Source organism: Curtobacterium sp. MCBA15_009 (assembly GCF_001864895.1).
GTDB lineage: Bacteria > Actinomycetota > Actinomycetes > Actinomycetales > Microbacteriaceae > Curtobacterium.
The window spans coordinates 275,299-288,403 of sequence record NZ_MJGO01000023.1; the positions used below are offsets into that span (position 1 = coordinate 275,299).

Genomic DNA, 13,105 nt, shown 5'->3' on the forward strand with positions numbered 1-13,105 from the left:
CCGTCCGCCCCGACGACGGCGTGCAGCGACTGCGGGGACCGGCGGGGCTCCGCCACCGCGACCGACACGGCGAGCAGCGTGGTGAGCGCGGCGGCCACGAGGACCAGCGCGGCGACGACCGCGGGTCCGCCGCTCGGCCGTCGGCCGAGCAGGACGCCGCTCACGACGGCGAGCACGACCGCGACCGTCCCGACGACCGGTGCGGCGTCCGGCGCACCGACGAGCAGGGCGACGACGACCCAGGCGACACCGACGGGTCCCGCCACGCGCAGGTCGGCCGCACTCGGGGCGAGGTGCACGCGTCCCTCCTCAGACCCGCACGCGATCGCGCAGCTCGGCGAAGCGGACGTCGCCGATGCCACTGACGTCGAGCAGGTCCTCGACCGCGGTGAACCCGCCGTGTTCGTCGCGCCACGCGATGATGCGGCCGGCGAGCCCCGGCCCGATGCCGGGCAGGGTCTCGAGCGCCGCCTGGTCGGCACGGTTCAGGTCCACGACGCCGGCGCCCGACGCCCCGTCCGGCGCACCGTCCGCAGCGCCACCGCCACCCGCCGCAGACCCAGCGCCGCCCCCGCCACCGGCCACCGGGTCGAGCGCCTCGGGCACGTCCTGCTGCCCCTGCCGCGGCACGTACAGGCGTTCCCCGTCCGTCAGCGGCCGCGCCAGGTTCAACCGGTCGAGGTCGGCGTCCTCCGTCGCACCGCCGGCACGCTCGAGCGCGTCGGTGACCCGGCTCGCCGCGGGCAGGTCGACGACGCCGGCCCGACGCACGGCCCCGAGCACGTGCACGACCACCCGCCCGGAACCAGCACCAGCACCAGCACCGACACCATCGGACGGGGACGGGGACGCCACCGCCGACGAGTCGGCACTCGACCCGCCACCGGCGGACGGCGCACCCCGCACGACCACCCCGTCGGCACCACCACCGTCACCCCCACCAGCACCGAGGACCCCGACCAGCACCACGACGAGCGCGACGGCGACCACGACCCCGGCGAGCACCACGGCCGCCCGCGGGGACAGCGTGAGGCGGGACCACCAGGGCCCGGGTGACGACGGCGAGGACATGCCCGAACGCTACGGAGCCCGGCCGATCGGCCGGGCTCCGTCGGGCACGTCTGTGGACGGGCGTCGCAGGCGCCCCCGCTGTGCAGGGACGGCCGCGCGCTACCCCTTGATCGCGATGTTGACGAGCTTCGGCGCCCGCACGATGACCTTCACGATCTCGCGGTCACCGATGTAGCGCTGCACGTTCGCGGACGACCGCGCGAGCTGCTCGAGCTCGTCCGCCTCGATGGACTTCGAGACCTCGAACGAGTCGCGCACCTTGCCGTTGACCTGCACGACGGCGGTCAGGGTCTCCTGCACGAGCAGCGTCGGGTCGGCCTTCCGCCAGCCGTACGTGGCGACGGTGGCCTCGTAGCCGAGCTGCTCCCACATCTCCTCGCCGGTGTACGGCGCGAAGACGCTGAGGGCGAGGGCGACGGTCTCGACGGCCTCGCGCACGGCGGGGTCACCGGCGCCGGGGCCGCCGTCGATCGCCTTGCGGGTGACGTTGACCAGGTCCATGAGCCGCGCGATGACGACGTTGAACTTGAACGACTCCATCATGCCGGGGGCGTCGGCCAGGAACCGGTGGGTGACCTGACGGAGTGCCCGGTCGCCCTCGGCCCACACGGCGTCGGGCGTCGAGGTGACGTCGGTCGCCAGGCGGTAGGCCCGGGCCAGGAAGCGCGCGGACGCCGACGGGGAGACGTCCTCCCAGTTGATGTCGTCCTCCGGCGGGCCGGCGAAGCCCATGACGAGGCGGATGGCGTCGACGCCGTTCGCGTCGAGTTCGTCGCCGAGCGAGACGCCGCCCTTCGACTTCGACATCTTCGAGCCGCCGGACAGCACCATGCCCTGGTTGAGCAGTGCCGAGAACGGCTCGGTGAAGTCGAGGTAGCCGAGGTCGAACAGCACCTTCGTCACGAAGCGCGCGTACAGCAGGTGCAGGATCGCGTGCTCGATGCCCCCGATGTACTGGTCGACGGGCGCCCACTTGCGGGCGATCGCCGGGTCGAACGCCTGGGTGTCGTCGTTCGCCGCCAGGAAGCGCAGGAAGTACCACGACGAGTCGACGAAGGTGTCCATCGTGTCGGTGTCGCGCAGCGCCGGGGTGCCGTCGACGGGGTTCGGCACGTTCACCCAGTCGGTCGCGCCGCCGAGCGGCGACGTGCCCTTCGGCTTGAGGTCGAGCCCCTCGGTGTCCGGCAGTCGCACCGGCAGCTGGTCCACCGGCACGGGGTGCTCGGTGCCGTCGGCGCCGTGGATGATCGGGATCGGCGTGCCCCAGAACCGCTGGCGCGAGATGAGCCAGTCGCGCAGGCGGTAGGTCTTGGCGGCACGGCCGGTGCCGCGCTCCTCGAGCAGCGCGATGGCGGCGGTGATGGCGTGCTGCTTCGACATGCCGTCGAGCGGACCGGAGTTGATCATCCGACCGGTGCCGGTCAGCGCCTCACCCGTCGACACCGGGTCGAGGGCGGGGAGTTCCGTGTCGGGGGACACGACCGGGATCGCCCCGGTCACCGCCGCGTTCGTGTCGACCACGACGCGCACGGGCAGGTCGAACGCCCGTGCGAAGTCGAGGTCGCGCTGGTCGTGGGCCGGCACGGCCATGACCGCGCCGTGGCCGTAGTCGGCCAGCACGTAGTCGGCGGCCCAGATCGGCAGGCGCTCCCCCGTCAGCGGGTGGATCGCGAAGCGGCCGAGCGGCACGCCGGTCTTCGGGCGGTCGGCGTTCTGCCGGTCGATCTCCGAGGTCTTCTGCGTCGCGGTCAGGTACGCGTCGAAGTCAGCCCGCACCTCGTCAGGGGCGACGGAGACCAGCGATGCCGCCAGGTCCGAGTCCGGCGCCACGACCAGGAACGTCACCCCGTGGATCGTGTCCGGACGCGTGGTGAACACCGTGACCGGCTCGTCGCGGCCCTCGATGACGAAGTCGACGTCCGCGCCGACCGAGCGGCCGATCCAGTTGCGCTGCTGCGCGATGACCTTCGCCGGCCAGCGGCCCTCGAGCTGGTTGAGGTCGTCGAGCAGGCGGTCGGCGTAGTCGGTGATCTTGAAGTACCACTGCGTGAGCTTCTTCTTCACGACGACGGCACCGGAGCGGTCCGAGGTGCCGTCGGGCAGGACCTGCTCGTTCGCGAGCACGGTCTGGTCCACCGGGTCCCAGTTGACCCAGCTGTCCTTCCGGTAGGCCAGGCCCTTCTCGTACATCTGCAGGAACAGCCACTGGTTCCACTTGTAGTACTCGGGGTCCGAGGTGTGGATCTCGGTGGTCCAGTCGAACGACGGCGCGTAGCGCTTGAAGGACGCCTTCTGCTGCGCGATGTTCGCGTAGGTCCAGTCCTTCGGGTCCACCCCGCGCTTGATCGCGGCGTTCTCGGCGGGCAGGCCGAACGAGTCCCAGCCGATCGGGTGCAGCACGTTGAAGCCCTGCTGCCGCCAGTACCGCGCGACGAAGTCCCCGAGCGCCCAGTTCTCGGCGTGCCCCATGTGCAGGTCGCCGGACGGGTACGGGAACATCTCGAGGATGTACTTGCGCGGACGGGTGTCGTCGAGGTCCGTGGTGAAGAGCCCGAGCTCTTCCCAGCGGGGCTGCCACTTGTCCTGGATACGACGGAAGTCGTAGGCGTTCGGGTCCTCGGCCTGCTGCTCGGTGGTCACGGTCCTCAACGATACAAGCCGGGAGGCCCGTCCCGCGTCCGCCTGTCGGCTCACCCGGCGAGCAGGCGTCCGTCCCGCATCCGCAGGGTCCGGTCGACCAGGTCCGGCGCCACCGGGACGTGCGACACGATGAGGACCGTCCGCCCCGCTGCGCGGGCGGTGGTGACGAGGTCGCGGAGCACGGCGTCGCCGAGGTCCGGGTCGACGTCGGCGGTGGGTTCGTCGAGCACGAGGACCGGGAACGCGTGCAGCAGCGCCCGTGCCAGGGCCAAGCGGTGCGCCTGCCCGCCGGAGACGAGACCGCCGCGCTCCCCGACCGACGCGTCGAGACCGCCGCGCCGGGTGACCCACGCGCCGAGGCCGACCCGGTCGAGCACGGCGAGGAGCTCGTCGTCGGTGGCGGTGTCGCGGGCGAAGAGCAGGTTCTGCCGCACCGACTGGTCGAACACGAACGGGTCCTGCTCGATGAGGCCGACCCGGGCGCGGACGGCATCGGGGTGCATGCCGCGTGCTTCGATCCCGTCGAGCGTGTACGACCCCTCGTGCTCGACGAACCGGACGAGCGCGTCGACGAGCGTGGACTTGCCGGCGCCGCTCGGCCCCTCGAGCACGACGACCTCGCCGGGGTGCAGGTCGAGCGACACACCGTCGACCGCGGGCCGGTCCGCTCCGGGCCACCGCACGGTGAGGTCGCGCAGGGCCACGGCGACCGGCCCGTCGACGACCAGGTCGGCGGGGTCGGCGTCGGCGTCGGGCTCCGGCACGATGCCGGCCGGCAGGTCGGCGGGCACGGTCCGCTCGACGCGGTCGGCGGCGGCGCGCACCCTGCGGAGCGTGAGGACGGCGAGCGGGACGGTGCCGACGACCTCGAAGAGCGCGAGCGGCACGAAGACCGCGAGGGCCCAGAGCGGACCGTCGAGTGCGCCGGACACGACCGCGGGGGCGCCGGCCGCGAGGATCCCGATCACCGCGCCGCCGCCGAGCAGGCCGACGAGGGCGCCGACGAGGGACTCGACGGTGCCGCGCCGCCGGACGGCCCGGGTGACGCGGGCGTCGAGGCGGGCGATGTGGGCGAGCCGGTCGTCGAGCGTGCCGTACGCCGTGAAGACGTCGAGCGTGCGGACGGTGTCGAGCACGAGGTCGGCGACGCGGCCGCGGTCGGCGGCGGTCTCACGGTCGGACCGTTCGGCGATCGCCCGGGTGACCACCGACCCGACGAGGGCGGCGATCGCGAGCGCGACGACGAGCACGAGCGCGGCGGGCACGGACACGAGCGCCACCGCGACGACGGACAGCACCGCGACGACCGCCGCGGACACGAGCGGGCCGACCACCCGGATGGGCAGGTCCTGCAGGCGGTCGGTGTCGGTGACGAGCCGCGTCAACAGGTCACCACGACCGGTGCTGCCGAGCCCGACCGGCGCGACCGAGGCCAGGCGTCGGTACATCTCGGTGCGCACCACGGCCAGCTGCCGGAAGGAGGCGTCGTGCCCGGCGAGCCGGTCGACGTAGCGCAGGGCGGCACGACCGAGCGCGAAGGCCCGGACCCCGACCATGACGAGCGTCAGGTACAGGATCGGCGGGTGCTCCGCGGCCCGCGTGATGAGGTAGCCGCTCGCGGCGAGGAGCGCGACGGCGCAGACCGCGCTGAGCGCGCCGGCGGCGACCGCCTTCGCCCAACCCGACCCGTGCGGCATGGCGAGCCGCAGGACCGACGTGCCACGGGCCTCCCGGCTCATGCGCGCACCCCCGGTCGGACCGTCACGGACCCGTCGGACGCGACGTCCAGTCGGAGGTCGGCCGCGGCGATCACGGCCGGGCGGTGGCTGGCGACCACGACGACCGCACCGTCGGCCGCCAGGCGACGGACGGACGCGACGACGTGCGCCTCGGCGTCGGCGTCGAGTGCCGAGGTGGGCTCGTCGAGCAGGACGAGCGGGGTCCGCTCGCGGTGCGCCCGGTAGAACGCGCGGGCGACCGCGACGCGTTGCGCCTGGCCGCCGGACAGGCCGCTGCCGCCGGCGCCGACCGGGAGGCCCGGGTCGACTCCCAGCCCCGCGTCACCGAGCGCGGTCCGCACGTCGTCGGCGTCGGGGGTCGCGCTGAGCGCGACGTTCTCGGCGACCGTCCCCCGCACGAGACGCGGGCGCTGGTCGGCCCAGGTGGTGCGGTCGGCCACCGGGGCACCGGCCGCTCCGGGCACCGTCACCGTGCCGTCGTGGGGCAGCGCCCCGCGCAGGGCGGCGATGATGCTCGACTTGCCGGAGCCGCTCGGACCGGCGAGCACGACGACCGTGCCGGCCTCGGCGTGCAGGTCGACGGGGCCGATCACGACGTCGGCGCGGCGGACCGTCAGCCCGCGCACCGTCAGCGCGGTCGCCGCAGCGGGTGCGGGGGTCGGTGCCGTCGCGGCCGGGGCGTCGCGGCCGTCGTCGAGCACGTCGAGGACCGCGGCCGAGGCCTCGACGCCGTCCTGGGCGGCGTGGAAGTCGGCGCCGACCTGCCGGATCGGGGCGAAGGCCTCCGGTGCGAGGACGAGCACGAACATCGCGGCACCGAGGCCGAGCGACCCGTCGACCAGGCGGATGCCGATCGACACTGCGACCAGGGCCACTGACAGGCTCGCGGCGAGCTCGAGGGCGAACCCGCTCACGAACGACAGTCGGAGCACCCCGAGGGTCCCCCGCCGGTACTCGTCGGTGACCGCGCCGATCCGACCGACCTGGCGCCGCGCGCGGCCGAAGACCTTGAGTGTCGCGAGCCCCTCGACGGCTTCGGTGAAGGCGCCGCCGAGCGTCGCCAGGGCGTCGGACTGCCGTCGCTGCAGCGCCTGCGTCGCCAGGCCGATCAGGATCATGAACACGGGGATGACCGGCAGGGCGAACAGGATGACCAGCCCGCTCGTCAGGTCGCCGATCCCGATCGCGACGAGGAGCACCGGGGTCGCGATCGCGGTGAGGGCGAGCTGTGGCAGGTACCGGCCGAAGTAGGCGTCGAGGGCGTCGAGCCCCGGTCCGAGCGTCGTGGCGAAGCCGGCGCTCGACCGGCCGGACAGCCACGCCGGCCCGCGCTCGGCCGCCCGGGCGAGCACGGTGGTGCGCATCTCGCTCTTCACCCGTGCCGCGGCCCGTGCCGCCAGGTCGTCGGTGGCCCAGGCTGCGACCGCCCGGAGCACGAACGCCCCGCCGAGCAGCGCGAGCGCCTGCCCGAACGCCGCCGGGACGCCCCCGCCCCCGACCGCGTCGACCCCGAGGGTCACCGCCGCGGCGATCCCCCACGCGATCGCGATGGTCGCGACCGTGCGCAGGACGCCCGTCCCGGCGGCGGCGACGATGAAGCCGCGCGCCGTCCGGGACAGCCGCAGGAGTCGGGGGTCGAGGGGCTTCACCGTCGTCCGCCTAGTGCGCGGCCGCGGTGATCTGGGCGCGGGAGACGCGCTTGCGGAACACCCAGTAGGTCCACGCCTGGTACGCGAAGACGAGCGGCACGAAGATCAGCGCGACCCAGCTCATCACGGTGAGCGTGTACGAGCCGGACGACGCGTTGTACACGTCCAGGCTGTTCGCCGGGTCGTTCGAGGCGGGCATGACGTCCGGGAAGATCGCCGTGAACATCGCGAGCACGACGGCGGCGATCGTGACGGCCATGAGCGTGAACGCGCGGCCCTCCTTGCCCCAGGCGTTGCAGAGCACCGCGAGCACGAGCGCGAGGGCCGCGACGACGGAGAGCACGAGCGAGGCCGGGGTGGCACGGACGAAGGCCATCGACACCAGGAACGCGGCGGCGACGACGATCGTCACGGCGCCGGCCCGGGTGGCCAGGCGCTTCGCACGCTCCCGGATCTCGCCCTCGGTCTTCAGCGCGACGAACACGACGCCGTGGGTGAAGAAGACGAGGAGCGTCGCGGCGCCGGTCAGCAGCGCGAACGGGTTGAGCAGGTCGAACAGGGTGCCGGTGTAGTTGTGCCCGGCGTCCATCGGGATGCCCCGGACGACGTTGCCGAACGCGACGCCCCACAGGAACGACGGCACGGCGCTGCCGACGATGATCATGAGGTCGAAGCGGCGCTTCCACTCGAGGTGCTTCTCCTGGTGCCGGTACTCGAACGACACCCCGCGGGCGATGAGCGCGGCGAGGATGAGCAACAGCGCCAGGTAGAACCCGGAGAACATCGTGGCGTACCACTCCGGGAACGCGGCGAACAGGCAGGCACCGGCGACGATGACCCACGTCTCGTTGAGGTCCCAGACCGGGCCGATGGTGTTGATGAGGACCCGACGGTCGGTGTCGTCCTTGCCGAGGAACGGCAGGGACATGCCGACACCGAAGTCGAACCCGTCGAGGACGAAGTAGCCGACGAAGAAGACGCCGACGATCGCGAACCAGAGGACAGGGAGATCCATCAGACAGCGTCCATTCCTAGTAGACCGTCACTTCGTGCTTGACCTCGCCGGTCGTCTCGTCGACCTCGGCCGGGTCGGCCGGGCCCTCCTGTGCGACCTTCTTGATCAGCTTGAACTCGACCACGGCGAGCGAGCCGTAGATCAGGGTGAAGACGAGGAGCGAGATGAGGACCTCGATGCCCGTCACGTTCGGCGAGACGCCGTCCTTCGTCCGGAGCAGGCCGAACACGAGCCACGGCTGCCGGCCCATCTCGGTGAAGACCCAGCCGACGATCATCGCGGCCATCGGCAGCGGGACCGTCCAGGTGGCCACCCGCCACACCCAGCGCTGCGTCGGGAACCGGCCCTTGCGGGTCAGCCAGAGCCCGGCCAGCGACACGAGCACCGCACCGATGCCGAGCGCGATCATCCAGCGGAACGACCAGTAGGTGACCCAGATGATCGGCTTGTAGTCGCCGGGGCCGTACACCTGGCTGTACTGCGCCTGCAGGTCGTTGATGCCCTCGACGGTGCCGTTGAAGGTGTGCGTCGACAGGAACGACAGCAGGTAGGGCACGCGGATCGAGAACAGCTCGTGCACGCCGTCGGGGGTGCCGAGCGTCAGGATCGAGAACGAGGCGTCCTTGCCGGTCGAGGTGTTGTAGAGCGCCTCGGCCGCCGCCATCTTCATCGGCTGCGTGTCGACCATGGTGAGGCCGAGCTGGTCGCCGGTCAGGACCGTGAGCGCTCCGGCCGCGACCATCGTCCACATGCCGAACTTGAGCGCCGGCATCATCGTCTCGAGGTGCTGGTTGCGCGCCAGGTGGAACGCGGCGACGGAGATGATGACCGCAGCAGCCACCATGAAGCAGGCGAACAGGGTGTGCGGGAAGGCCGCGAGGGCGACCTTGTTGCCGAGCACCGCCCAGATGTCGGTGAGCTCCGCGCGCCCCTTCGCCTCGTTCATGGCGAACCCGACCGGGTGCTGCATGAAGGCGTTCGCGGCGATGATGAAGTAGGCAGACATGATCGTGCCGGCGCTGACGCACCAGATGCTGGCGAGGTGCAGGCCCTTGGGCAAGCGGTCCCAGCCGAAGATCCAGATCCCGATGAACGCCGCCTCGAAGAAGAAGGCGAGGATGCCCTCGAGCGCGAGCGGCGCCCCGAAGACGTCACCGACGAAGCGCGAGTAGTTCGACCAGTTCATGCCGAACTGGAACTCCTGCACGATGCCGGTCACGACGCCCATCGCGAAGTTGATGAGGAAGATGCGACCGAAGAACCGCGTCAGCTGCAGGTAGTGCGCACGACCGGTGCGGTACCAGGCGGTCTGGAACACCGCCACCACGGCGGCCATACCGATCGTCAGCGGCACGAACAGGAAGTGGTAGATGGTCGTCAGACCGAACTGCCACCGCGAGAGCAGCAGGGGGTCGAGGAGGTCGTTCATGCGGCGTTCCCCCGCCGGGTCGCCGCGCGCAGTTCGTACACGTCAGTTGCTTCCTGTTGATCGGTTCCATCAGGTGTCACAGCCGTTGGGACACTGCAACGGTAGCGCCGGACGAAGCGACTCGACAAGTTGTAGAAGGCCTGCGTGCACAAACGTGCAGGGGAAGTGCACGGCACAACCGTGCGGAAAACATGTTCATCGGGAGCACCCCCGGGAACGACGACAGGCGCCGGGCAGATGCCCGACGCCTGTCGTTCTTCTTGCGGAGCGTGCCTAGAGCAGGCCCTTCTCGGTCAGGAAGTCCTTCGCGATCTCGGACGCCTTCTCCTTGTCGACGGTGCTCTTCGAGTTGAGCTCGATGAGGGCGTCGGTCGACAGGACCTTGCTCACCTTGTCGATGTCGGCCGCGGCCTTGTCGTTGACCTTCTTCGACACCACGGGGATGACGTTCTGCGGCAGGATCAGGTTCTCCGGGTCCTTCAGCGAGACGAAGTCGTTCGCCTTGATGCTCGGGTCGGCGCTGTAGATGTCGGCGAGCTGGACGGTGTCGTCCTTGAGCGCCTTCACCGTGAGCGCTCCGCCGGAGTCCTCGACGACCTTGAAGTCGACGTCGACGCCGTAGACCGACTTGAGGCCCTTCGGGCCGTACGGGCGGGTCTGGAACTCGGAGTTCGCGCCGACGGTGAGCTTGTCGGAGACGTTCTTCAGGTCGGCCAGGCTCGTGACGTCGTTGTCCTCGGAGAACTTCTTCGTGACGGTGTAGCTGTCCTGGTCGGTCGCCTCGGCCTCGTCGAGGACGCGCAGCCCGGACGGGAGCGCGTCGGGCAGGGCCGCGTCGATCTCGTCGGCGGTCTTGGCGTCCGAGTCCTTGTCGAAGTACTGCAGCAGGTTGCCGCTGTACTCGGGCATGACGTCGATCGCGCCCTTCTCGAGCTGCGGGATGTAGATCTCGCGCTGCCCGATGTTGAAGCTGCGCTTGACCGTGAAGCCGTCCTTCTCGAGGACCTGGGCGTACAGCTCGGCGATGATCTCGTTCGAGTAGTACTGCTGCGAGCCGATGACGATCGTCTTGGAGTCGCTCGACGTGCTCGAGCCGCTGTCGAGCGGGTCGCTCGACGCGCAGCCGGTCAGGGCGGCGGCGACGCCCAGCGCCAGCGTCGCTGCGACGCCGACACGGATCTTTGCTGTGATCACGATGGATTTCCTTCCGGGATGGGATTGCGGGCTCGCTCGCGCGATCCCTGGCGCTGCCGGGCCGCGGGGTCGAGGGTGCCCTTCGGCACCGCCGCCCGCTGCAGCACGGCGAACACGATCTCGAACGCGATCGCGAGCGCGATCACGAGGATGGAGGCGCCGAGCATCTGCGCGTAGTCCTGGGTCTTCAGACCGAGGAAGAAGTACCCGCCGAGGCCCCCGGCGCCGACGTAGGCGGCGAGCGTCGCGGTCGCGACGACCTGGAGCACCGCGGCGCGGAGTCCGCCGATGAGCAGCGGCAGGCCGAGCGGGACCTCGACCTTCCACAGGATCTGCCAGCCGGTCATGCCCTGCGCCTTCGCGGCGTCGACCGTCACCGGTTCGACGGACTCGATGCCCGAGTACGCGCCGGCGAGCACCGACGGGATGGCGAGGACGACGAGTGCGAGCAGCGGGGCCTGCAGGCCGATGCCGAGCAGCAGCCCGAACAGCGACAGCACGCCGAGCGTCGGCAGCGCGCGGACCCCGCCCGAGACGGCGATCGAGAAGCCGCGGGCGCGCCGGGTGTGACCGATGGCGTACCCGATCGGCACGGCGATCACCGCGGCGATGAGCACCGCGAGCAGGGTGATCCAGACGTGCTCCCACAGCCGCGCCGGGATCGCGTTGTAGCCGGCGTAGTTCGCCGGGTCGAACACCCAGCCGAATGCCTGTCCGATGATCACGAGGTCACCTCTGCCTGCTGGAGCACGCGCCGGGACGCACGCTGCGTCCGGGTCGTGCGGCGGTTCCACGGCATCGCGACGCGGCCGAGCAGGACGAGCAGGCCGTCCAGCGCGAAGGCCAGCACGAGCACCATGACGATGCCGGAGATGATCTCCTCGTAGATGCCGCGGGCGAGCCCGTCGGTGAAGAGCGACCCGAGGCTCTGGATGCCGAGCACCGCGCCGACCGTGGTCAGCGAGATCGTCGACACCGAGACCACCCGGAGCCCGGCGAGCAGGACCGGCCCGGCGAGCGGCAGCTCGACACGGAAGAAGCGCTGCGCCGACGAGTAGCCCATCGCCGTCGAGGCGGCCTTCGTGCCCGCGTCGACCGAGGTGAGTCCGTCGACCGTGGACCGGACCATGAGCGCGAGGCCGTAGAGGGTCAGGCTGATCACGACGTTGAGCGGGTCGAGCAGGTCGGTGCCGATGATGCTCGGCAGCGCCACGAAGAGCGCGAGCGACGGGATCGCGTACAGGAGCCCGGCCACCGTGACGATGCCGCTGCCGACGCCCGCCGCGAAGCGGGAGCCGCCCGGTCGCTGCAGCCGGACCACCAGCCACCCGATGGGGATGGAGAGCAGGAAGGCGATGATGATCGGCGGGAGGGCGATCGCGAGGTGCGAGAGCGTGTCCTCACCGATGGTGTCGAGGTTCGACAGCACCCACTTCACCGGGTGCCCCCACCCTGCGCCGGAGCACCCGGAGCGGTTGCGCGCGCCCCGGCCTCTGTTCCCTGCGGCACCGCGGACGCGGCGTCGACGACGTTCACCGGACCGGTGAGCACACCTGCGGCGCGACCGTCACCGTCGACCACGATGGGTCCAGTCGGCGTCTGCTCCACGCGGAGCGCACGGCGACCACGACCGACGCCGATGAAGTTCGCGACGAAGTCGTCGGCCGGCTCGGCGAGGATCTCGGACGGGGTGCCCTGCTGGGCGATCTCGCCGCCCTTCTTGAGGATGACGACCTGGTCGCCGAGCTTGAAGGCCTCGTCGATGTCGTGGGTCACGAACACCACGGTCTTGCCGAGCTCGCGCTGCAGCCGGATGAGCTCGTCCTGCAGGTCGTTGCGGACCAGGGGGTCGACGGCGCCGAACGGCTCGTCCATGAGCAGGATGTTCGGGTCGACGGCCAGCCCGCGGGCGACGCCGACGCGCTGCTGCTGCCCGCCGGACAGCTGCGACGGGTACCGGTCGGCGAAGGCGCGGTCGAGGCCGACCGTGTCCATCAGCTCGAGCGCGCGCGCACGGGCGTCGGCCTTCGACACGCCCGTCAGGAGCGGGACCGTCGCGATGTTGTCGATCACCTTGCGGTGCGGCAGGAGTCCGGAGTTCTGCATGACGTACCCGATGCTCCGACGGAGCTTGACGGGGTCGACACCGGACACGTCCGACCCGTCGATGGAGACGGACCCCGAACTGGGGTCGACCATCCGGTTGATCATGCGGAGCAGCGTGGTCTTGCCACAGCCGCTGGAACCCACGAAGACGGTGGTGGTCCGCGAGGGGATGACCAGGTCGAATCCGTCGACGGCGGTGGTGCCGTCCGGGTAGGTCTTGCGCACCGAGCGGAACTCGATCATGGGTGCCCTTCTGTTCGGA

The 13,105-nt window shown here is 71.2% G+C and carries 10 protein-coding genes; all 10 read right to left on the reverse strand.

What is annotated here, in order from left to right:
• Positions 1-309 precede the first annotated feature (309 nt).
• Positions 310-1,071, reverse strand: a complete 762-nt coding sequence (locus BIU97_RS07020; RefSeq protein ID WP_071297296.1) for a ComEA family DNA-binding protein — start codon at positions 1,069-1,071, stop codon at positions 310-312.
• 99 nt (positions 1,072-1,170) lie between these two features.
• Positions 1,171-3,711, reverse strand: coding sequence for a leucine--tRNA ligase (gene leuS / locus BIU97_RS07025; RefSeq protein WP_071297297.1), 2,541 nt, complete (start codon positions 3,709-3,711; stop codon positions 1,171-1,173).
• Between the two features lie 50 nt (positions 3,712-3,761).
• Positions 3,762-5,450 carry a thiol reductant ABC exporter subunit CydC gene (cydC, locus tag BIU97_RS07030; RefSeq protein ID WP_071297298.1) on the reverse strand — a complete coding sequence of 563 codons (1,689 nt, stop codon included), beginning with the start codon at positions 5,448-5,450 and terminating at the stop codon, positions 3,762-3,764.
• Positions 5,447-7,099 carry a thiol reductant ABC exporter subunit CydD gene (cydD, locus tag BIU97_RS07035; RefSeq protein WP_071297299.1) on the reverse strand — a complete coding sequence of 551 codons (1,653 nt, stop codon included), beginning with the start codon at positions 7,097-7,099 and terminating at the stop codon, positions 5,447-5,449. The genes cydC and cydD overlap by 4 nt, the downstream gene beginning before the upstream one ends.
• 10 nt (positions 7,100-7,109) lie before the next feature.
• Positions 7,110-8,114 (reverse strand): cytochrome d ubiquinol oxidase subunit II, encoded by a 1,005-nt coding sequence (gene cydB, locus BIU97_RS07040; RefSeq protein ID WP_071254620.1) that lies wholly within the window; start codon positions 8,112-8,114, stop codon positions 7,110-7,112.
• A gap of 16 nt (positions 8,115-8,130) precedes the next feature.
• The gene (locus BIU97_RS07045; protein WP_071254618.1) at positions 8,131-9,543 is read right to left on the reverse strand and encodes a cytochrome ubiquinol oxidase subunit I; all 1,413 of its coding nucleotides are present in this window, start codon (positions 9,541-9,543) and stop codon (positions 8,131-8,133) included.
• A gap of 273 nt (positions 9,544-9,816) precedes the next feature.
• Positions 9,817-10,737: an ABC transporter substrate-binding protein gene (locus BIU97_RS07050; protein ID WP_083420835.1), complete on the reverse strand. Its 921-nt coding sequence runs from the start codon at positions 10,735-10,737 to the stop codon at positions 9,817-9,819.
• Positions 10,734-11,462 carry an ABC transporter permease gene (locus tag BIU97_RS07055; protein WP_071254616.1) on the reverse strand — a complete coding sequence of 243 codons (729 nt, stop codon included), beginning with the start codon at positions 11,460-11,462 and terminating at the stop codon, positions 10,734-10,736. Before BIU97_RS07055 ends, BIU97_RS07050 begins: the two co-directional genes overlap by 4 nt.
• Complete coding sequence (locus BIU97_RS07060) at positions 11,459-12,175, reverse strand: ABC transporter permease (RefSeq protein ID WP_071254614.1); 717 nt, start codon at positions 12,173-12,175, stop codon at positions 11,459-11,461. The genes BIU97_RS07055 and BIU97_RS07060 overlap by 4 nt, the downstream gene beginning before the upstream one ends.
• On the reverse strand, positions 12,172-13,086 hold the full coding sequence (locus BIU97_RS07065; RefSeq protein ID WP_071254608.1) for an ABC transporter ATP-binding protein: 915 nt from the start codon (positions 13,084-13,086) through the stop codon (positions 12,172-12,174). The genes BIU97_RS07060 and BIU97_RS07065 overlap by 4 nt, the downstream gene beginning before the upstream one ends.
• Positions 13,087-13,105: the final 19 nt, after the last annotated feature.

Excerpts from the sequence above, each read along its gene's own strand:
- BIU97_RS07020 (WP_071297296.1), bottom strand. The coding sequence starts at position 1,071 with ATGTCCTCGCCGTCGTCACCCGGGCCCTGGTGGTCCCGCCTCACGCTG.
- cydC (WP_071297298.1), bottom strand. The coding sequence starts at position 5,450 with ATGAGCCGGGAGGCCCGTGGCACGTCGGTCCTGCGGCTCGCCATGCCG.
- cydB (WP_071254620.1), bottom strand. The coding sequence starts at position 8,114 with ATGGATCTCCCTGTCCTCTGGTTCGCGATCGTCGGCGTCTTCTTCGTC.
- BIU97_RS07045 (WP_071254618.1), bottom strand. The coding sequence starts at position 9,543 with ATGAACGACCTCCTCGACCCCCTGCTGCTCTCGCGGTGGCAGTTCGGT.
- BIU97_RS07065 (WP_071254608.1), bottom strand. The coding sequence starts at position 13,086 with ATGATCGAGTTCCGCTCGGTGCGCAAGACCTACCCGGACGGCACCACC.